This window comes from Terriglobales bacterium (assembly GCA_035624455.1).
Classification (GTDB): domain Bacteria; phylum Acidobacteriota; class Terriglobia; order Terriglobales; family Acidobacteriaceae; genus DASPRM01.
In genome coordinates this window covers 1-20,317 of the sequence record DASPRM010000153.1, presented here as the reverse complement: position 1 = coordinate 20,317, position 20,317 = coordinate 1, and the positions used below count along the sequence as shown (strand labels likewise).

The window sequence follows — 20,317 nt, the reverse complement described above, 5'->3', positions numbered from 1 at the left end:
GCGAATGCGCACCAGTTCCCGAGGTAGAGTCGAGTTGGCAATAATGAGCAATGAATTAGTGGCAGCATCATCGAATCCAACATTTACCCGACGTTTCGAAGACGCGCTTTCCTATGCTGCCGAGCTGCATCGCAACCAGAAGCGTAAGGGCAACGCCAACATTCCTTACGTGGGGCACCTGCTGGGGGTGGCGTCGCTGGTTATAGAGGCAGGCGGCGACGAGGATATGGCCATTGCCGCCCTGCTTCACGACGCGGTAGAGGATCAAGGCGGAAAGCCCAGACTGGAGGAGATCCGACAGAAGTTCGGTGCGCGGGTGGCCCACATCGTGGACGGCTGCACGGATAGCGATCAGTCACCTAAACCGCCCTGGTTGGAGCGCAAGCGCCAATACATCGAGCACGTCCGCAAGCTGGCGGACAGCGACGTCTGCTTTGTTTCCGCCGCTGACAAGTTGCATAATGCGCGCACGATATTGTCCGACTTCCGCCGCCTGGGCGACAGCGTCTGGGAACGCTTCAGCGGCAAGAAGAAAGGCACACTCTGGTACTATCGGACGATCGTGGAGGCATTTCGCGAAGCGCAGAGCCGTAAAGGTTCAAATCACCGATTGGAAGCGGGATATGGCCGCATCCTTGACGAACTGGAAGGCGTAGTCGCAAAGCTGGAGCAGCTTTCTGGCACGCTGGGAGAATTGGCTTGTCGCGGTTGATTGAACTGATCAGGCGCTCGGCTGTCCCTGCCAACATGATGCGTTCCGCGGCGCTTGGAGCCCTCGCAATCCCAGAATCGGAAACGCTGGAAATTCTGGTGTGCCTGGCACAGCATCCCATTTTTGGCGAGCAGGCGCAATTTACGCTTGCCGGATGGGACGAGAATTCGCTGATCCGCGCCAGCCAGGATCCTGCCACTCCCGCCGAAGTCCTGGAATACTTGAGTTCACCGTCCAATATTCGTCCCAAGCTGCTGCCCTCCTTGTTGGCAAATCCCGCAGTACCCGAAGCCCGTCTCGTAGAACTGGCGGAGAGCAAGTCCCGCGAGACGCTCAGCCTCCTTCTTGCCAGCCAGCGTGCCCTCGGCCTTGAGAAGGTGCTGAGAACGTTGAGTCTTAATCATCACCTGCTGCCCGCTGAAAGTGAGCAGGTTGAGCAGATGCTCGCACAATTCGACAAACCCAGTTCTCCCCTCGAAATCCAAACTGCTCCCTTGTCCATTCCAAGCATTGATGACAGCGAAACCGATATTCTCCAGATCGAAAGCGAGATCGCGCGTTTTCATGCCGAACATGCGGCGGAGATCGCAGAGGCAGAGGCGAAGCCGTTTGAGTTGACCGATTTAACGGACGACGAGACGCGAGAGATCCAGCAATCGGTTGCGGCCAGGCATACGCAGGCCAAATCGCAGGTGGAACCCCAGCGCTTGTCCAACTTGCAGAGGATTGCGCGATTGACTGTGGGAGAGCGGGTTCAATTGGCAATGAAAGGCAACCGCGAGGATCGCTTCATCCTGATTCGCGACGGAGCAAAGATTGTTTCCTCAGCAGTCCTCGAGTCGCCCAAGCTAACGGACTCCGAAGCAGAGCAATTCGCCACCATGAAGAATGTTACTGAGAACGTTCTTCGTGGTATAGCCGGAAAACGGAAATTCATAAAGCTCTATCCGGTGATGAAGGCCCTGTGTTCGAACCCGCGTTGTCCCCTCGACCTGTCGCTTACGCTGGTTAAAAGCCTGATTGTCCGGGATCTGAAGGACCTCTCTGCCAATAAGAATGTCGCAGACACATTGCGCAAAGTGGCGCTCAAGCTGTTCCGCGAAAAGAACACTGTAAAGAAACGAGAATAGACTGGAGCCCGTTAAACGAATTGTGTCAATGACAATACATTGCCATCGGGATCCTTGAACCACGCAACCCTGGTACCGCCGGGCGCCGTCCAGATTCCGTGCTCATCCTGGCCCGGAAACCCGTATTTTTCAAATTGGACCCCCTTCGTCTGCAGCTCGGCGACCGCGGTCTGAATGTCGAGAACCTCCCATCCCAGGATCGTGAAGGGATCCGGCTTGAATTCCGGCACCCGGCTCAACCGCAGTATGATCCCGTTGGCATCAAAGATCAGAGCAAATTTGTCATCACTGAGGAAACGAAGGCCCAGTGTCTTTTCGTAGAAGGAGCGTGCGGCCTCAGGGTTGCGGGTGGGAACGAAAGTCATAATCTTCATCGCATTCAACATAGAGTCTCTCCTTACACTGCGCTGGTGATGTGCCCTTTTTGGCTCCATCCACTTTGCCTCTGTACAATAAGGCAGTTCTGGAGGTCCCGAGTGCCCGGGTCCGATCCCATTGCTGAGCTGCTGAGGCGTGCCAAAATCATTGCCGTGGTTGGGCTCTCCAATAGCCCGCTTCGCGAGAGCCACGGCGTGGCCGCCTACATGCAGACGCAGGGTTATCGCATTATTCCTGTGAATCCCAACGTCGATCATGTTCTGGGGGAAAGATCCTACTCCTCATTGCTGCAGGTGCCGGAGAAGATCGATATTGTAAACGTCTTTCGGCGCTCTCAGTTCGTGCCCGAGGTTGTAGAACACGCCATTCAGTTGAAGATCCCGGCGATCTGGATGCAGGAAGGCGTTGTCCACGAGGCAGCCGCCGAAAAAGCTCGCCAGGCTGGCATTTTAGTAGTGATGGACCATTGCATTCTCAAGGAGCATCGTCGCCGGTTCTCCTAGGGCGACCTTCGAAACGACATTTGTATTCTCGATTCAGCGGAGTGATTATGCACTCTTCGGGCTCATACTTTGCGGCAAGATGGCCCAAAAGGGTCAATTATGGATTTTTGCAGCTCTTCTGCGCGATCGCTCTCATCGGAATTTTCGTGCCGAGAAGTCAAGCGCAGGGCACATCAGCTGGAAAATATCAGGTAATTCACAAATATGTTCTCGGCGGCGACGGCGGCTGGGATTATCTGACCTTGGATGCTGGCGCCCGCAGACTCTACATCGCGCGTGCGACTCGAGTGATGGTCGTCGATCCCGACAGTGGGAAGCTGTTGGGCGAAATTGCGGACACACCCGGAGTGCATGGAATCGCTTTGGTTCCAGAACTGAGGGAGCGGTTTTCTGATGTGGTTGATCGCAGAGGAAAAGGGTTCATCTCCTGCGGTCGCGCCAATAATGTCGCCATCTTCGATATGAAAACGCTTGCCACCACAGCTCACGCCAAGACCGGGGATGGTCCCGACGCCATTACTTATGATCCAGCGTCCGGTCGTATATTCGCCTTCAACGGACGCAGCCAGGATGCAACCGCCATTGATGCCAACTCCGGCAATCCCGTCGGGACCATCAGCCTCGGTGGCAAACCCGAATTCGCGGTGGCCGATGGTACTGGTCGTGTATATGTGAACATTGAAAGCACGAGCGAAATTGCAGTTCTGGACGCGCGCAAGCTGACGGTGCTAAATCGCTGGCCGCTGAAACCCTGTGAGGAGCCTACGGGCCTGGCGATCGACGTGAAGACTCATCGGCTATTTTCCGGTTGCAGCAACAAACTCATGGCGATCGTCGATGCAGAGTCCGGCAAGTTGATCAGCACCCTGCCCATCGGTGCCGGCGTCGATGCCACCGGATTCGATCCCGGCAACCAGATCGCATTCAGCTCTAATGGCGATGGCACTCTGACTCTGATTCATCAGGATTCTCCCGATAGATATAGTGTGCTGGAGAACGTTGAAACCGCGCGCGGAGCCCGCACCTCAGCCTTTGATCCCCAGACACATAACATTTATCTGGTTACGGCGCAGTTCGGACCCACATCCGCGCCTAGCGCTGAGCAGCCCCGTCCGCGTGCGAGCATTATGCCGGATTCGTTCACGCTTCTGGTGGTAGGAAGAAGATGAGTGCAGGCTTGAGCGAAACAGTCTCGTCTTTGCGTCCAGAACGCTCTAGCCACTAGAATAAAGAATTCAAGTCTCAATCTCGGGTTCATGGACAAAGTCAAAGAAGTGGCCTCCTTGCTTTCTTGCACCTGCAGACTTAACCGGCCGAATTCGGCGGCGGTGGTGGTGATTCTGTTATTGCTGGTGTGTCTCTTAACCGGGTGTGGGGATACTTTCCGCCCAGTTGCGCTGCCAATCCTGACGCCAACTCCTAACCCAGCGGAAACTCATACGGTAGTGGTGGTAAACAACAATGCAGGCGCATCTGGGACTACGAACAATCTGGATGTCTCAGGCGATAGCAACGTGTTGAACCGTCAGGTAGGAAGGAATCCTGTACACGCTGCCCTGCGTTCGGATCAATCCTTAGCGTTTGTAGTCAATAATGTGGACGATACGGTTACAACCTATTCTCCGCGCTTAATAACCACTGATCCTTCAACGGTGGCACTGGCGACAGGTTCGGGACCGGTGTTTGTGTTGACTGCCGGAACTGGCGCCTACGTGGCCAACGCGGGCAACAACACAGTGGCAGCTCTCAGTTCACTCGGGCTCACTCAAGCGGCCACCGCGGTGGTTCCTGTGGGAAATAATCCGGTGGCGCTAGCCATCACGCCTGATGGTAAGAAAGTTTACTGCCTCAACAAGGATAGCGGCACAGTTACTGTCATAAATACCTCTGACAACTCCATACAAACGACGATCACGGTAGGTTCTTCGCCAGTTTGGGCTGTCATGTCTCCGACCCCGCTGTTGTTCGTACTGAACCAGGGAAGCGGGACCGTTTCGGTGATCGATCCCAACGTAGATACTGTGATTGGCACACTCAATGTTGGCAGCGGAGCAACCGAGGTGATTTACGATCCGCGCTTAACCCGCCTCTATGTAGCTAATTTTGCTTCCAATACTGTGAGCGTCTTTAATGCGGGAACTACAATTCCCACCCTGATTACTACCTTGAATACCGATGCAGGTCCGCGTGCTGTGACAGCCCTGTCTGATGGCACTCGCTTCTACGTTGCCAACTCCATTGCCGGCACAGTTTCCGTATTCGACGCCATCAGCCTGGCGTTTCGAAAGACGATCCCCGTGGGAACCACGCCCTACTGGATCGATTCCTCCCCTGACAGCACCAAGGTGTTCACGCCCAACCGCGATTCCAACAACATCTCGGTCATTCGCACCACCGATGACACGGTCGCGGCCACCGTTCCCTCTGCTTCGCCGAGCCCAGTTTTCCTGGTCGTGCAGTAGCAAGAATGTGGACCGCGATGTCGATGCTGGCGGGCGGCGCGGTGTTTGGGGGTGAGGTTGTCCTACGGGATTCGCTGCAGTGCAACCGGCTACGTGTGGGGTGTCCGTTCTGAATCGATGCCAATTCTGCCGGTGGCAGAATGTATGGCTTGAGCGATGACGAGATCGCCACTATTCGCGACGGGAATCTCGATGGCTTCACCGCGGCGCAAGCTGCATTGTTGCGCATGGCAGACGCCATGGCCGATACTCCGTCGAACGTGAGCGATGAGCTTTTTGCTGAGTTGCGGCGACACTTTTCCGAAGAGGAACTGATTGAGCTTGCGGCCAGCGCGGCCCAGGAGAATTTCCGCGCTCGTTATAACCGGGTCTTTGATGTGGGAAGCGACGGACTATACCGGAAGGGCTTGCATTTTAAGCAGCATCGAGTGGCTTAGCGTTGATGGTTTCAGGTTGAAGCTGCGGTCGATCAACCCACCATCACGGAGTCATGTTTTCGGCGGTGGTTATACCGCATAGCAATATTCATGAAGATCATGCCGCTGCTGGTATCAAAACACATGACTAGGGCTTCCGTATCCTCCGAACTGGCCCCACCATGGCTTGCAGTGTGGATCTCGGGAGGATGAACTTTGAAGTGGAAGCCCTGGTCGTTCAGCACCGTGACTGCATTGCCGATTACCTGGTTAGCTAATTCGCAGATCGCCTCGCGCACCATCTCCGGCGTGGCTGCGGAATCGTTGCCGCCTGCCAGACGTTGGGTCACGGCCTTGGCCGCTTCGGGCTCGAGGTCGAAAATGATGCGACCCTCGATGTCACCCTGAACAACGATCAGCGCGGCCACTCCATGCAGACAATATGCCTCTTGCTCCATGCTGACTGTGCCAATGCTGGTGGTGCACTGCAAGGTCTCAGCCAAAACCGCATCGGTTGCATTGATAAACGGCTGGATTAGATCCATCTTCACTGGGATACTCCCGCGGGCACAGCGCCCACCGTGGCTTCATCACCCAGAACGTATTTGATCACCTCGTAGAGCACTTCGGGCTTCACCGGTTTCTGGACAAAATGGCGCGCTCCCTTTTGCAGAGCGGCAATAATGTTTTCCTGATAGCCCACCGAGGAAACCATCACGATGCGCGCCTCGGGACTTTGGCGCACAATTCGTTCGGCCGCCTCGATGCCCTCCATCTGCGGCATCGTAATGTCCATCAGCACTACATCGGGCTGAGTGCGCCCGTACTCGGCGATGGCGGTACAGCCATCCCCCGCTTCCCCCGCCAGTTGTCCACCGAAGGACTCAATCATGCGTGCCAGGTTCTTGCGCGCAAAGACGGAGTCATCGACGACAAGGTAGCGGATGGGCCGCATGTCCTTGCTTCGAATCAGTGGGGCAAATTGTTCCATACCTTCCTCCGACCCCTTAGTGGTCCCAGAACTTCCTCTGCTAATGTCTAGAATCTCCCGCACTTTCGCCGACCGGGTCGGCATGAATGTGCACTCGATTGTTGTTGCATTGGGCCTGCAGAGTACTCACCAGGCCTTCCAGATTCACCACGCGCATCGCGTACCCTCGCTCCACCGCCATTCGTGGCATGCCGTACACCACACACGATTCTTCGGATTGCGCGATCGTGAATCCGCCCGCCAACTTAATCGCCCGCATGCCATCGGCGCCATCCTCTCCCATGCCGGTCATGAGCACTCCAATCCCGATTTCGCGCAATTCCTGCGCCAGGGAGTGAAACAGCACATCAACTGAGGGACGGTGCCCGTTCATGCGTTCTCCATCGCTGAGCACCACCACATCTCCCAGCGGCATCCGTTTCACACGCATATGGCGATTTCCCGGACAGATGAGCGCCCGACCCCCTAACAACAAGTCGCCGGAGCGCGCCTCGCGCACTTCAATGGCGCAGAGTTCGTCCAGACGTCGCGCAAACATACCGGTGAAGCCCTCTGGCATGTGCTGGACAATCAGAATTGCCCCAGAGAAATCTGGCGGCAGCTGTGTCAGTACATACTGCAGAGCCTGGGGTCCGCCAGTCGAAACGCCGATAGCAATGACCCGCGTGGCTGCATTGAGACGCTGTGCCTTGGGTCCGCGTGCAACCAACCGAGGCTCCGGCAACTGAACCGGCTGGCTCTTGGCCGCCACCTTGATCTTGGCAATCAGGTCCTTGGCGATCGCGTCCATGTCGGTGGTCGTGTTCTTCGGTTTGGCCACGAAGTCGAAGGCCCCCATGGCGAGGGCGCGAAATGTAGCTGCCGCCCCTTCCGTGGTATGGGCACTGACCACAATCGCCGGCAGACGATATTTGCGGGCGATGACGCGCAAGGCCTCCATGCCATCCATGCGCGGCATGTCTAGATCCAAAGTGACCACTTGTGGCTTGAGCTCTGGAATCTTGTCCAAGGCAAATGCGCCATCCATGGCGGTCCCAACCACCTGGATCGAGCTATCGCGCTCGATGATTTGCGGCAAAAGCTTGCGCATCAGCGCGGAATCGTCGACGACCAGCACTCGCACCGTGTTCTTCATGCAGAAGCCTCCACCCGCTTGGGATTGGCGACGCGTGAAGCCATGATCTGTGAAGCGGTTGTCCGGCCTAGCTTCTCTACTACTGCTTGCAGGTTGAGGATTAAGACCACGGTGCCGTCGCCGAGGATGGAAGCCCCGCTGACCAATTCAGTGGCGACCAGATGATCGTCCAGCGCCTTGATCACCAACTCGTCCTCGCCCACGAGTTGATCCACGATTAACCCGAATTTGTGATCGCCTACGGCCACCACGACCAGAAAGAAGCGCGATTTTTGTGGGCACGTTTCCCCTCCGCGCATGCGACTCAGGCGGATCAGCGTGACCAGTTGTTCACGCAGGCGCAGCACTTCCTGGTTTTCGACGAGATGGACGTCCTCTTCCCCGGCACGGGTGATCTCGACTACCGCTCCCAAAGGAACGGCGTAGATCTGCTTTCCGACCCGAAACAGCAGAGCCTTGATGATTGCCAGCGTGAGCGGCAGGGTGAGACGGAAAGTGGTGCCACGCCCTATCTTGCTCTCAATCGAGACCTCCCCCTTCAGGCGGCTGAGGACACTGCGAACAATATCCATGCCCACGCCACGGCCGGAGACCTCTGTGACCTCCTCGGCAGTGCTGAACCCGGATTCAAAAATCAGTTCAAGCTTCTGCTGTTCAGAGAGCCGCGCGGCGTCTTCGGGCGAGATCACACCGCGCTCCACGGCCTTGGCGACCACTCTTTGCGGGTCAATGCCGGCGCCATCATCTGTAACTTCGATCACTACGTGGTTTGCCTGATGATATGCGTCCAGCTGAATCGTGCCGCGAGGAGTTTTCCCGGCGGCTTCGCGTTCCTGCGGCAACTCAATGCCATGGTCTACGGCGTTGCGAACCAAATGGGTGAGCGGTTCTGCCAGCGCGTCCAGAATGCTCTTGTCCAGATCTGTTTCCTGGCCCGAGACACGCATTTCCACTTCTTTGCCGCAGCGTTTGGCAGTGTCGCGGATAATCCGGGGTAGCCGGCGGAACAACTGCTCGACTGGGACCATGCGGATCTTCATTACGGAGCGTTGCAGGGAATTCAGCATTTGCGCCTGGTGCGACATTGCATCGCTGAACCGGGTGTGCAGGGGATCCTTGGGAAAACGGCGGCCGAATTCCATTACCGCCTGGTGCAGCATAGATTTGCCAATGATCAGCTCCCCTACCAGGTTCATCACTGCGTCGATGCGCTCCGCGTCGACGCGCAAGGTAGTTTCTGAAACGGGAGCGGGCTGGAGATCTACGGCAGCAACGCCGCGATCAGTGATTGCCAAAATCGAATCCTCAGGATCGAGACTGAAAGTGCTGGGGTGATGGCTGGGTTTCTGGGTAGCGATCTCCAGAAGATCTTCGCGCGCAAGTGCCTCACGAGGGGGCTGCGCATTGACATCAGCAGTCCAGGGGCGAACGAACACTCGCTCGACGACGGTCGGGATTTTGCATTTGCCTTCGAGCCAATCTGCCGCGTGAACGCTGGACAGAGCCACTTCCAGACGCTCGACTGGAGCTTCGCCGCTTACTTCCTCTGGACGCCTCGCCAGGATCGTGCCATTGGTTCCCAAAACGTTCAGCACCAGTTGGGCTCCGGCAGCTGGCATAGGGCAAGCTGGGTCGATGGTGACCGCAATATTGAAAACCTGCGATCCGCTATCCAGAGTCTTCTGTATGGTCAGTTGCTCGTACTCGCTCCACGAAAAAGCTGGATGGGAACTCTCTGGCCGGCCAGGGGCAGGCTTTTGGGCGAGCCGCGCAATCATAGTGCGCAAGGGATCGCCATTCGGGGGCTGCATCTTGCCACGGTAAGCCGCCGCGAGCGCATCAAACATGTCTGCTGCGCTCAGCACGACTTGCGCTAAAGCGGTGCCTGCCCGCCCCGCCATTTCAGGTGTAAGCACATCTTCCAGTTCATGTGCCAACTCACTGAGCTCACGAAAGCCGCAGGCGGCGGAGTCTCCCTTCAGGGTGTGGACGGTCCTTCGCAGGTTGCGGACCACCTCCTCATCCGCAGGGCGTTTCTCCAGTTCGAGGCCCTGCTCGTTCAACACCTGAAGAAGCTCCTGGGCCGTTTCAAAGAACAGCTCGCGCAACTCGGCCGCCCGTTCATCGGAGAAGAAGCTCACATCTCCACCTCGATTTTCTGGTACGCGGTGCCGTTGTTCTGATGGAGCATGCGGAAGCGTTCAGTGAGGCCAAAGAGGCTTTCAGCGTGGCCAACAAAAAGATAGCCGTCGCGGTTCAAACAACGATAGAACTTCTCAATCAGCCTCTTCTGTTCTGCCTCGTCGAAATAGATCATCACGTTACGGCAGAAGATCACGTCGTTGTTTTGGGGAAGGTACTCGGTCTTGAGGTTATGGAAGTCGAAGTGAACTACATCACGCACCGCCCGTTTGACGGAGTACTGCTCGCCCAGCTTGTCGAAGTAGCGCAGGCGAAACATGTAGTCCACCGGCTCCATCTGCACCTCGGAATAAACAGCCTGTTGTGCAGTGCGCAGGGCAGCGTAGCTGATGTCGGAAGCCACGATCTCCACCCGCCAGGGCGGAGGAATCAGCGGCTTCGGTGTGGGCATATCGAAGGGCAAGGGATTCCGCAAATAGTAATAAGCCAGGGCGTCGGCAACCTGCATAGCTAAGGTGTACGGCTCCTGGCCGGTGGAGCATCCCGCACTCCACACCCGCAGAGTCCAATCGCGGCGCTCCTGCTTGCGATGCAGGATTTCTTCCAGCACCACCTTCTGGAACAGCTCCAGCTGCGGTTTATTGCGAAAGAAACTGGTCTCGTTGACGGTGAGAATTTCCAGTAAGGCCGCTAACTCGGCCTTCCCATCTCTGCTTGTGAGCAGGCGGTAGTAGCTGTAGAAAGAATCCAGCCGACAGGCCCGCAGGCGGCGTTGCAGACGATCCTGAAGAAAATGGGCGCGGCGCTCGTCGAAGTACATCCCGCACTCCTGATAGACGAGTGTCTGCAGAAGTTTCAGTTCCGGTTCGGTCAGCTGGATTGACGCGGTTGCCATGCCTTACTCGCAATCTCTTTTTGCCACCAGTGCCAGCCTAACCGCATGCTGGCATTTGTGCTGCCTCTACGCCGTGGTCCCCGGCGCCTTGTCCAATTCGCCTAGGCGGTGCAGATCTCCGCGCTGCAGGATTTTTTGCAAGTCCACCAAAATGATCAGCCGCTGATCGAGCTTGCCCACTCCTGTGACGTAGTTAAGTTCGTTTTCCTCGAATATCTGGGGAGGAGGTTCAACCGCGGAGGCCGCCAGCTTCAATACCTCAGAAGCAGCATCGACCACCAGACCAACCAGCTTGCCATTCAGCTCTACCACAATCACACGATTCTTCTTATTGGGAACAGTTTTGACTTCGCCAAACCGCTTTCGCAGATCCACCACGGGAATGATCTTGCCACGCAGATTGATGACACCCTCTACGAAGTCCGGCGATTCCGGTACGGCAGTGATTTCAGGAACGCGCACGATCTCGTGCACAAGAGAGATTGGGAGGCCAAAGCTTTCTGCTCCGATGCGGAAGCCGACGATATGATGTTCATTCGTCATCCACGTCCCTCTCAGCGGCGCGAGACCACCTGCGCGGGAATGGACCGGAAATCCGATCCCGGGTTGCTGCCGCGTCCGTTGCCATGAGCAAAGGCCTCGCCCTTGAAAGCTGCGCTTCCACTCACGCCTTCCAACACGAATCGATCCATGGCTTCCATCAGCATGCGTGACATCTTCGACATCTGCTCGGACGAAGCTGCCAGTTCAGCAGACCCGGAGGTAAATCGCTGCACCATTTCGCGCATGCGTTCCATGGCCATCACTACCGCCTGGGCTCCCGAGGCTTGCTCTTCCACTGAGGAGTTGATCTCGTGCGTGATCTCATTCAGCCGCGTGGTCGCTTTAGCAATTTGTGCGGAGCCATGCGACTGTTCGTTAGTGGCAGCTCCAATCTCCTGGGCAAACTTGAAGACTTCAGTTACGACATTGGAGATCTTCTTTAGCGCTCCACTCAGGTCGCTGCCGATGTTCAGCCCCTCGTTGACGATCGAAGTGCTCTTCTCCATGTTCTCCACGGCTCGCTGCGCTTCTTTCTGGATGCTCTGGATGAGTTCGGAAATTTCTTTGGTGGATTGCGCGGATTTTTCCGCAAGCTTTCGGACCTCGTCGGCCACCACGGCAAATCCCAGGCCATGCTCTCCGGCTCGGGCAGCCTCGATGGCGGCATTCAGCGCCAGCAGGTTCGTCTGCTCGGCCAAGTCATCGATGACCTCAATGATCTTGCCGATATCGTCGGCACGTTGCCCCAGCACATCGATAATTTCGGCTGATGAGTGAATGGACCCGTTGATGCGATTCAATCCCTCAGTGGTTTTCTGCATGGTGCCGATGCCGGCCTGCACTTCCTCACGCGAGCGCTGCGAGATTTCCAGCAGCACTCTGGCTGTATCGGCCACACGCTGGATGGAGGCCACCATCTGATCAATGGAAGCGGACGTCTCGCTTACGCTGGAAGCCTGCATTTGCGTGTTCTTCACCATGTTCTGCACGTTCACGCTCATCTCGTGCATGGTGCTGGTCACTTCGTCGATGGAAGACGAAGCCTGCACGCTCAGCTTGGCAGATTCTTCCGAGGCGCTGGAAACCTGGTTGGAGCCGCTGGCCACCTGGGAGGCACTGTCGCGTACGCTGCTGACCAGCGAGCGCAGGCCTTCGACCATGCGCATAAATGCCAGCGCCAAGGTGTCACGGTTGGAGCGCGGCCGGACCTCTACCGTGAGATCGCCGCGGGCAATGGCCTCTGACACAGATGACATTTCTCGCAAATAGGAGACCATATTGGCGAAGGTGCGCCCTAATTGGCCAATCTCATCTTCGCGGTTCATGTCGATCTGGTGGTCCAGATCACCGGATTCGCCGATCTCGCGGGCCACGGTCATCAGATGGGTCAATGGGTCTGTGATCGAGCGCGAAGTCCGGTAGGAAATCAGTACACCCAGGACCAGCGCTACCAGTGTGCCCAGGATCGCCAGCAAGAGGGTTACAGTACCTGCGATGGAATCTGTGTGCCGTTGATCTTCCAGTTCTTTGTTGGTCAGATTGTCAACCTGGTCGATATAGACCGTGGAGGACTGCATCCACGAGCCGGGATTCAGCTGCAGATACAGAATCTGCAGGTCACTGACAGTCGCATCGCCGGCATCGACCTGTCTGCGCTTCTCCATTAGCGGCCGTGCGAAGCCCTCTTCCCATTGGCGCTCGGCATCGTTCAGCTTGCCCAGGGTGGAGCGCTGCTGCTCGGAACCCACCTTGTCGGTGGCCTGGCGGATCAATTCGTGCAGCTTGCTGGTCCCATCAGCCAGATTGCCGATCTCGCGGCTATCCCCACTTAACAGGTAATTGTTGAGGAACTGGCGATTAGCCATCATCTGATTGCGAATCTCGCCGCTCGAGTGTGCCAGTTCCCAGGATCGCGCCGCCGCATTACGCGCCGAGTGCTCCCGTTGCACGGCCACAATGTTCACCAGACAGAGCACCACCACGATCGCCAGCAGTATTCCGAAGTTTTTGTACAGCCGTTTGCTAATCGTCATTGCCACTCCTACGACCGCCAACCCTAAGTCCAACCCGCGCCAGTGGAGGGAAAACCACCCTCACTGACCGTCAAAATGGAATTCCACCGTGGCGCTGGTCTCACCTGCGGCGCGCTCATAACGCCACTTCTTCACTGCATCCACACAGGACTCCACGAGCACAGGGTGGCCGCCGATCACCTTTGCCGTCTTTACAACTCCATTGGGCGCAATCACCAATTGCAGCTTTACCGTGCCAGTGATGTTCATCTTCTTGGCCAGTTCTGGATAAACCGGCACTACTTTGCTCTTGGGGTGCCGTAGCTCTTCGTCGTCGGCAGCCCGCGACGGTGATGCGGCAACCATCAGCAGGCAGAGAACGACCGCTGTTGCGCTACAGCTCAAGCAGCGAATGACATTGCTGGCAGACACTCGTCCTCCTCGCCTGAATAGAGTCCAGCCGAAGAATGCGTGCACGGTTGATGCCAGCCTATGAAAAGGGTGCCTAAGGGTGGCGTCGCAGGAGTAAGTCACTGGTAGACAACTGCTTACAGAGCCTCTTGCTAGCAGAAACGGGCGCTCTTTGGAACAGAGTTCGTCTCAAAGGTCTGATGAAAGGGAGGTTACATCTCAGGCTGAGATCAGGCGCAGTTGTTCGCAAGTGGTTGCCAATCCGTAGACTTTGCAGCCAAATTCCTTGACTCAAAATGAGATTCCAGAGTACTTTTGCAGACCTCCACAGAGCAGAGCTTCTTCGGAAATCAGTGCGCTAAGTATTTGTTTTCTCATGATGATCGGCCAACAGAACGATGCCGCTTCTCCCCCGTCAGCTCGCCTCGATTCCTTCCAGCGGTTGCTGCTGCAGCTAACGCGGGTGGCATCGGAGAATGACGACTTTAGGTATTTGATTGACCTTTTCTGTCAGTCCAGCCGCGAGGCTCTTGGCCTTGGCGCTATTTATTTCTGGCAGGCTGTCTCTTCCGATGTTTTGGTAGGGGCAGGAGGGAATGGCCCAGAAGCGGCAGCCACCCGTGACCGGCATCTCGACCCTGGTCACCGTCCGATCGTTTGGCAGGCCCTGCGCTCTCGGCGAGTCGTCTCGGATGCCAGTGCAACTCCCCAACCGGCCCCGGCGACAGTGCCCGGAAACCCGCACTCGATTGCCGCACCCGTGCTGGTCGGCGATCAACCCCAGGGGGTGCTTCTTTTCGTATGTTCCGCGAGCACTCCACAAGCAGATCCCGCACTTATACAACAGATCACGATTCTGGCTGCGCTATTTGGAGACTCCGTAGTCGGCGAGCTGCGAGCGCGAGAGTTGCAGCAGTTGGTGGGCATTACCGCCGAGCTGAGTGCAATCAGGAAGTTGGACGAGTTTTATCAGCGATTGCTCGTAAGGGCAGCGGGGTTTCTTGGATTCCGGCGATCGGCTATGGTGCTGCTGCACAACAGCCAGGCGACGGTGAGTTGGTTAGCTGAAGCGAATAATGTCCGTCCGGTTCGCGTAGCGCTGCCCGAGTTCTTCACCAAATTGTGGTTGTCCAGCACAGAGCCGGTGTCGTCTGAGGATGTCACCAGGGAACCACTCGCGGACCTCGGGGTAGCTTCTCAACTAAAGATGAAGCAGTACTTTGCCCTGCCGCTGGCCGGTCAGGATCGCCGCCCCATGGGCTTCGTATTGCTGCTCGACAAGTTGGCTGGGAATGCGATTGGACCGGAAGATACGCGCCGTGCGACGCTGCTGGCAAACGCAGTGGCTCCTCTGCTGGAAGCCGTGCTGCGCATCGATGCCTCCCAGCAGAACCGTAAGCGGGCAGAAAACCTGATGGCGCTCTCGCTCGAGCTAAATTCTTCGCTGCGTTTGCCTCAGTTTGTGCGCAGTTTTACGGAGCGAGCGGCCGACATGCTAGACGCCAGGGCAGGAGTGTTGGCTCTGGCACAGCGTTCCATCCTCGAAACGGTGGTTCTTCCGGAAAACTCCAGCATTAGCGATCGCAACCTAGTCCGCCGTCTCAATGCCGCTCTAACCGAGTTGGCGTCGCGGTCCGCGGAGCCGATCAGCTCGGGCAACGCGGCCGGGCTCATCGGGCCCGCACTCGCTGGATCCCTGGGATGGGAGGAACTGACGGTAGCCCGGTTGCGCAGCAGCGATGGCGACATCATCGGAATGCTGTGTCTCATTGATCGCCAGGAAGCCCTCGCCGAGCCGGAAAAGAGTCTGCTGACTGCGCTGGCCGCCCATGCTTCGGTGGCGCTGGAAAATGCCCGCCTGTTTACTCGCATGGATCAGGCTAATCGCCACTGGGTGGAGATCTTTGACGCCATTACAGATTTCATCGTCGTGCACGACGAGAACAACACCGTACTACGCGTCAACCGCACCCTGGCGGACTTCATCGGGGTCCGCCCGCCGGAATTGATTGGAATCAGCATGCGTGCGCTGGTGGCCATGGCCTCTGATCACAGCACGCAACCATGTCCTTTCTGCCGGGTAGGGCTGGATGGTGCCGATGAATACATTCATCCCGTGCTCGAACGCACCTACCTGGTTTCCACTTCGCGGATTCATGGCGCGCTCAACGAAGGCTTTCAGACGATTCACGTGCTTAAAGACATTACTGATCGCCGTGAGGCAGAGCGTCGCTATCGCGAGTTGTTCGACACCATCCAGGAAGGCTTGTTCTTTTCCACCCCCGAGGGGCGGTTCATCGAAGTTAACGACGCCCTGGTTCGCATGCTGGGATACAACAGCCGCGACGAGTTATTGCAAATCGATATAGCGCCGCAGCTCTATGCTTCGCCCGCGCACCGTGAGGTCTTTCGCCGTGAAATAGAGAAGACCGGCACCCTACGCAACTATGAAGAGCTTTTGCGACGGAAAGACGGCTCTTTGATTCACACCTTGCAGAACGCCTTCGCGGTTCGCGATTCGCAGGGAGCAACCCTGCAATACCGCGGTCTGATTCTGGACGTCACCGAACAGAAGAACTTCCAGTCTGAGTTGCAACGGCAGCGCGATTTCAACAACAAGATCCTAAACGCTACGCAAAGCATGATTCTGGTAGTGGACACTGGGGGGCGCATCAGCTATGCGAATCGGCGCTGTTTTGAAGCGGGAGGCTACCGCCAGGAAGATCTGATCGGCCAAAGGCTTACCGAACTGGTCCCCCCGGGCAGGCGCGAGAGCTTGGCCGAGTCGTTGGCTTCCACCACCCGAGGCCAGCAGGTCGATAACCTCGAGCTTCCGATTGTGTTGGGTCGGGGCCGCGTGGGGCAGTTTGCTCTCAACCTCAGCCCCATGCGAGATGAGTCTGGCGCAGTCAACAGCATTGTGGTGGTAATGACGGACATCACGGATGCAGCTATGCTGCAGGCCAAGCTGATGCACACCGAGAAAATGGCCGCGGTGGGCCAGTTGGTTTCGGGAGTCGCTCATGAGGTTAACAATCCCCTGACGGCGATCCTGGGGTTTGCCGACCTTCTGCTGGAGCACCCAAATATTCCCGAATTTGCCAAAGCGGATCTGCAGGTGATTCTGCAGGAGGGCCAGCGCACCAAGCAGATTGTCCAAAACCTCTTAAGCTTCGCCCGGCAGATGCCACCACAACGCCAGCCGGTGCGGCTGAATTCTATTCTGCGCCAGACATTAGCCCTGCGATCTTACGATTTTGCCAATCATGCGGTACGCGTTGTGGAGAAGTTCAGCGAGCCCCTGCCTGACGTGATCGGCGATTCTCACCAACTCCAGCAGGTGTTTCTGAACATCGTGAACAATGCCTACGATGCAGTGCTGGAGGCAAAACGGCCTGGTGTAATCGAGATCGCAACCAGTTACGGGGACGGCTACGCAGAAGTTTCCTTCCGTGACAATGGCAATGGAGTTCTCTATCCGGAGCGCATTTTTGATCCCTTCTTCACCACCAAGGAAGTGGGGAAGGGTACGGGGTTGGGCTTGAGCATTTGCTACGGCATCATTCGCGAACACTCGGGCGAAATCTTCTGCCGCAACAATGCGGACAGCCCGGGAGCCACTTTTATCGTCCGCCTGCCGTTGCCTGGAGATCAGGAGACCGCCCCCGCCGCGGGCGCCGAAGCTGGAGCAATGCAGTGACTCCGGCCCGCCCAATTGCTGCAGGGAAACCGCCGATTCTGGTGATCGAGGATGAGCCTTCGGTCATGTCGTTCGTTCGTGCAGCATTGGAACGGGGAGGCTACCAGGTGATTGCCGTAACCACCGGGGTCGAGGCCTTGAGGGTCCTCGAGTCGGGAGCCTTTCTCGGAGTGGTGTCGGACATGCGCACTCCCGGTGGGGTGGATGGCTCTGACGTTCACGCCTGGCTGGCAGCCCACCGCCCGGAACTGGTCTCGAAGCTGATTTTCATTACCGGCGACATCGTGAATGAGGAAACTGCGGCCACACTCACGCGTACCGGTGCACCCTGTGTGGAAAAACCTTTTCGCATTCAGCAGTTGATGTCGGTGGTACAGAGAGTGGTCGGCGAGCCGTAATGCCAGTTTTGAAAAAGCCGAGGTTCTTAGCCGCAGCGTCGCGACACGACGTGCTTGCAATCCAGGAGGCCGTCCGGAGCGGCCGACGGATCTGCAGTTACGGTTGCGTTGTCAAAAGTGACGATACTAAATGACCGACGAATTCCGCATACACTTCCTCATCGTGGATGACGAACAAAGCATCCGCAAGCTGTGCATGACCATCGGCGCCTCGCTGGGCTTCGATTGTGTCGAGGCAGAGAGCGGCGAGGGTGCGCTGGCCTTGCTGGAGACGGAATCTCCCGACATTGTGCTCGTGGATCGCATGCTGCCCAACATGACCGGGGACGAGTTGCTGCGCCAGGGCAAACAATTACTTCCTCGCACTGAGTTCGCCATCATCACCGGCCATGGCTCAATAGAATCCGCCGTCGAAGCTATGAAGCTGGGTGCCTATGACTACATTACCAAGCCTTTTGGCGCCGGGCAATTGAAGCTGCTTCTGCAGCGGATGAAAGAAAAGGTCCGCCTGGTGGCGGAGAACGAATATCTGCGCCAGGTGGTCAGCAATGAAATGGAGTTGAATGTCATCGACGGATCCTCGGCCAAGATCCAGGATATTTTGCGAATGGTATCTCGGCTGAAAGACACGCGCACGCCAGTCCTGATCAGCGGTGAAAGCGGAACCGGCAAGGAATTGGTAGCGAGGGCCATTCACTTCCGGGGCTCGTTGCGAAAGCGGCCGTTCGTGGCTGTGGACTGCGGTTCGCTGGTGCCGACACTGATCGAGAGCGAGTTGTTCGGCTACGAAAAAGGGGCGTTCACAGGCGCGCTGAAGTCCAAAGAGGGTCTCTTCCGCGCTGCTGACGGAGGAACCATCTTTCTTGACGAGATCGGCGAATTGCCGCTGGAGATGCAAGCCAAACTGTTGCGTGTCCTGCAAGAAAAAGAAGTGCGTCCCGTGGGAAGCAACGATCGGATCAAAGTGGATGTGCGCGTAGTCGCCGCGACCAATCGCGATCTGGAAGCTGCCTACCGCGCCGGAACCTTTCGCAAGGATCTCTACTTCCGATTGAACGTGGTGACCATCAATCTGCCAGCTTTACGTGAGCGCCGTTCCGACGTACCTGCCCTGGTGCAGGCGTTTCTGGCTCGCTACGCAACGAATTCGAAGATTCAGCTCACTCCGGCCGCCATGAACTGTTTACTACAGTACGATTGGCCGGGAAATGTCCGCGAGCTGGAGAATTGCATCGAGCGCGCGATCGCGCTAGGCAATCATCAGACTATCGATGTGCACGATCTGCCGCCTGCCATTCGCGCCTCATCGGATGGGCTGCCGGTCATAAGAGGCGATGTGTCCGCCTCGTCTTCCAATCTCGAAGATCTGGAGCGCGAGACCATCCGGCGCGTGTTCGAGCAGGCCAAGGGCGACAAGGTGCTGGCTGGGAAAATGCTGGGTATCAGTCGCGCCACTCTATATCGCAAGCTGAAGCGTTACAACATTGAGCTGCCGCGGGGAGCTGGGGTCACCGAAGTGGTAAATATGAGCTAGACCTCAATTTCATTCCTGGCAGCTCAGGTCTCAACAAACCCACAAGAGAGCCTGAGGATCCCGAACTCGTCCCAGTTCAAATTTCTGCTTCTCCGCCTGATATGGTGAGACCGAGAAACCATTTCACCTTGAGACACAGGCCTACCGCTCCCCTGCTGCCCTATTAATTTTCGCCCTGAAATCAGCTACTTACCTTACTTCGGGCTTGATGGCGTTTTGGCTGGCATCTTGCACTCCCTTTCTCCCAGTTCGACGTGTCCCCCCGCTTTCGCCAACCAGCGGAGCGGGAGCGGACACCGTCGTAACGGAGATCTCAAGGTGAACCAACCAACCGTTTTGATCTTCTCCGACGACCCTGAATTCACGCATTCCGTGATGGCGCGCTGGCAGACGGAACGAAGTGTTCCTGCCTTTGTGGTGATCACGTCGGAGACGAGGCCGGCAAACTGCCCCATCGATTTTGATCTGGCTATCGTCGGCACTGTCCGCCAGGAAAATTCCGCTGAAGTCCTCAAGGCACTGAACTATCAACAGCGTCCCGTACTTTTTGTCGCGCATGGGTCGGGCCAGGCGCAGAGCGTACGCGGCACGCATCCGCGGGTCCTGGTGCTGAATGACTATGAGGGCTGGGTCAACGCACTAGTTTTGTTGGCGGGTGAGGCTTTGCGGCGGGTGGAGGCAGTGAAACGCGCTAAACGCGCGGAGCAGGCGGTCACTGACAATCACAAGCACGCCACACTCGGCCGCTACATGCTCGACATGCGGCACAGCCTGAACAACGCCCTGACTTCCATCATGGGAAATTCCGAACTGATTTTGCTCGAACCGGGAGCGCTTTCCGGAGAAGTTCGCGAACAGATCGAGACCATACACAACATGTCGCTGAGGGTGCACGAGATCATCCAGCGTTTCACGTCGCTGGAAAGCGAAATGCACTTTGCGGAGAAACAGTCTC

General features: G+C 57.0%; 19 protein-coding genes. 10 read left to right on the top strand and 9 right to left on the bottom strand.

Going from position 1 to position 20,317, the window contains the following annotated elements; all coding sequences use genetic code 11:
- The first annotated feature begins 43 nt into the window (after window positions 1–43).
- On the top strand, window positions 44–712 hold the full coding sequence (locus VEG30_17015; protein HXZ81632.1) for an HD domain-containing protein: 669 nt from the start codon (window positions 44–46) through the stop codon (window positions 710–712).
- Entirely contained in the window at window positions 700–1,842 is a 1,143-nt protein-coding gene (locus VEG30_17010) for a hypothetical protein (GenBank protein ID HXZ81631.1), read from the top strand. The genes VEG30_17015 and VEG30_17010 overlap by 13 nt, the downstream gene beginning before the upstream one ends.
- Before the next feature lie 11 nt (window positions 1,843–1,853).
- Here VEG30_17010 and VEG30_17005 read toward each other — a convergent pair whose 3' ends face one another.
- Window positions 1,854–2,228, bottom strand: coding sequence for a VOC family protein (locus VEG30_17005; protein ID HXZ81630.1), 375 nt, complete (start codon window positions 2,226–2,228; stop codon window positions 1,854–1,856).
- A gap of 90 nt (window positions 2,229–2,318) precedes the next feature.
- Here VEG30_17005 and VEG30_17000 point away from each other — a divergent pair, with 90 nt between their 5' ends.
- The 4 genes from VEG30_17000 to VEG30_16985 all read left to right on the top strand — a co-directional run bounded on the left by VEG30_17000 (window position 2,319) and on the right by VEG30_16985 (window position 5,622).
- On the top strand, window positions 2,319–2,723 hold the full coding sequence (locus tag VEG30_17000; GenBank protein ID HXZ81629.1) for a CoA-binding protein: 405 nt from the start codon (window positions 2,319–2,321) through the stop codon (window positions 2,721–2,723).
- Window positions 2,724–2,869: 146 nt separating this feature from the next.
- Window positions 2,870–3,892: a YncE family protein gene (locus VEG30_16995; GenBank protein ID HXZ81628.1), complete on the top strand. Its 1,023-nt coding sequence runs from the start codon at window positions 2,870–2,872 to the stop codon at window positions 3,890–3,892.
- Between the two features lie 87 nt (window positions 3,893–3,979).
- Window positions 3,980–5,185 (top strand): YncE family protein, encoded by a 1,206-nt coding sequence (locus tag VEG30_16990; GenBank protein HXZ81627.1) that lies wholly within the window; start codon window positions 3,980–3,982, stop codon window positions 5,183–5,185.
- A gap of 140 nt (window positions 5,186–5,325) precedes the next feature.
- Window positions 5,326–5,622, top strand: a complete 297-nt coding sequence (locus tag VEG30_16985) for a hypothetical protein (protein ID HXZ81626.1) — start codon at window positions 5,326–5,328, stop codon at window positions 5,620–5,622.
- A 32-nt stretch (window positions 5,623–5,654) separates the two neighbouring features.
- Here VEG30_16985 and VEG30_16980 read toward each other — a convergent pair whose 3' ends face one another.
- From VEG30_16980 to VEG30_16945, 8 genes are all read right to left on the bottom strand, one after another.
- Entirely contained in the window at window positions 5,655–6,146 is a 492-nt protein-coding gene (locus tag VEG30_16980; protein ID HXZ81625.1) for a chemotaxis protein CheX, read from the bottom strand.
- 2 nt (window positions 6,147–6,148) lie between these two features.
- A complete protein-coding gene (locus VEG30_16975; protein HXZ81624.1) occupies window positions 6,149–6,592 on the bottom strand; it encodes a response regulator in 444 nt (147 codons plus the stop codon).
- Between the two features lie 40 nt (window positions 6,593–6,632).
- Window positions 6,633–7,727: a chemotaxis response regulator protein-glutamate methylesterase gene (locus VEG30_16970; GenBank protein ID HXZ81623.1), complete on the bottom strand. Its 1,095-nt coding sequence runs from the start codon at window positions 7,725–7,727 to the stop codon at window positions 6,633–6,635.
- On the bottom strand, window positions 7,724–9,868 hold the full coding sequence (locus tag VEG30_16965) for a chemotaxis protein CheA (protein HXZ81622.1): 2,145 nt from the start codon (window positions 9,866–9,868) through the stop codon (window positions 7,724–7,726). Before VEG30_16965 ends, VEG30_16970 begins: the two co-directional genes overlap by 4 nt.
- Window positions 9,865–10,764, bottom strand: a complete 900-nt coding sequence (locus VEG30_16960) for a protein-glutamate O-methyltransferase CheR (GenBank protein HXZ81621.1) — start codon at window positions 10,762–10,764, stop codon at window positions 9,865–9,867. Before VEG30_16960 ends, VEG30_16965 begins: the two co-directional genes overlap by 4 nt.
- 66 nt (window positions 10,765–10,830) lie before the next feature.
- On the bottom strand, window positions 10,831–11,307 hold the full coding sequence (locus VEG30_16955) for a chemotaxis protein CheW (GenBank protein ID HXZ81620.1): 477 nt from the start codon (window positions 11,305–11,307) through the stop codon (window positions 10,831–10,833).
- A gap of 11 nt (window positions 11,308–11,318) precedes the next feature.
- A complete protein-coding gene (locus tag VEG30_16950; GenBank protein HXZ81619.1) occupies window positions 11,319–13,340 on the bottom strand; it encodes a methyl-accepting chemotaxis protein in 2,022 nt (673 codons plus the stop codon).
- 60 nt (window positions 13,341–13,400) lie between these two features.
- Complete coding sequence (locus VEG30_16945) at window positions 13,401–13,751, bottom strand: energy transducer TonB (protein ID HXZ81618.1); 351 nt, start codon at window positions 13,749–13,751, stop codon at window positions 13,401–13,403.
- A gap of 355 nt (window positions 13,752–14,106) precedes the next feature.
- Between VEG30_16945 and VEG30_16940 the strand changes: the two genes are divergently transcribed.
- The 4 genes from VEG30_16940 to VEG30_16925 form a co-directional block, all read left to right on the top strand.
- Complete coding sequence (locus VEG30_16940; protein ID HXZ81617.1) at window positions 14,107–17,430, top strand: PAS domain S-box protein; 3,324 nt, start codon at window positions 14,107–14,109, stop codon at window positions 17,428–17,430.
- Window positions 17,427–17,828, top strand: coding sequence for a response regulator (locus VEG30_16935; GenBank protein ID HXZ81616.1), 402 nt, complete (start codon window positions 17,427–17,429; stop codon window positions 17,826–17,828). The genes VEG30_16940 and VEG30_16935 overlap by 4 nt, the downstream gene beginning before the upstream one ends.
- A 130-nt stretch (window positions 17,829–17,958) precedes the next feature.
- Window positions 17,959–19,362, top strand: coding sequence for a sigma-54 dependent transcriptional regulator (locus tag VEG30_16930; protein ID HXZ81615.1), 1,404 nt, complete (start codon window positions 17,959–17,961; stop codon window positions 19,360–19,362).
- Window positions 19,363–19,680: 318 nt separating this feature from the next.
- A partial coding sequence (locus tag VEG30_16925; protein HXZ81614.1) for a histidine kinase dimerization/phospho-acceptor domain-containing protein occupies window positions 19,681–20,317 on the top strand: 637 nt, incomplete at its 3' end.

Bases quoted from the DNA above. Each gene is read 5' to 3' on its own strand.
- VEG30_17015 (HXZ81632.1), top strand. From the start codon at position 44: ATGAGCAATGAATTAGTGGCAGCATCATCGAATCCAACATTTACCCGA.
- VEG30_17005 (HXZ81630.1), bottom strand. From the start codon at position 2,228: ATGTTGAATGCGATGAAGATTATGACTTTCGTTCCCACCCGCAACCCT.
- VEG30_16990 (HXZ81627.1), top strand. From the start codon at position 3,980: ATGGACAAAGTCAAAGAAGTGGCCTCCTTGCTTTCTTGCACCTGCAGA.
- VEG30_16985 (HXZ81626.1), top strand. From the start codon at position 5,326: ATGTATGGCTTGAGCGATGACGAGATCGCCACTATTCGCGACGGGAAT.
- VEG30_16980 (HXZ81625.1), bottom strand. From the start codon at position 6,146: ATGGATCTAATCCAGCCGTTTATCAATGCAACCGATGCGGTTTTGGCT.
- VEG30_16975 (HXZ81624.1), bottom strand. From the start codon at position 6,592: ATGGAACAATTTGCCCCACTGATTCGAAGCAAGGACATGCGGCCCATC.
- VEG30_16970 (HXZ81623.1), bottom strand. From the start codon at position 7,727: ATGAAGAACACGGTGCGAGTGCTGGTCGTCGACGATTCCGCGCTGATG.
- VEG30_16960 (HXZ81621.1), bottom strand. From the start codon at position 10,764: ATGGCAACCGCGTCAATCCAGCTGACCGAACCGGAACTGAAACTTCTG.
- VEG30_16955 (HXZ81620.1), bottom strand. From the start codon at position 11,307: ATGACGAATGAACATCATATCGTCGGCTTCCGCATCGGAGCAGAAAGC.
- VEG30_16950 (HXZ81619.1), bottom strand. From the start codon at position 13,340: ATGACGATTAGCAAACGGCTGTACAAAAACTTCGGAATACTGCTGGCG.
- VEG30_16940 (HXZ81617.1), top strand. From the start codon at position 14,107: ATGATGATCGGCCAACAGAACGATGCCGCTTCTCCCCCGTCAGCTCGC.
- VEG30_16930 (HXZ81615.1), top strand. From the start codon at position 17,959: ATGACCGACGAATTCCGCATACACTTCCTCATCGTGGATGACGAACAA.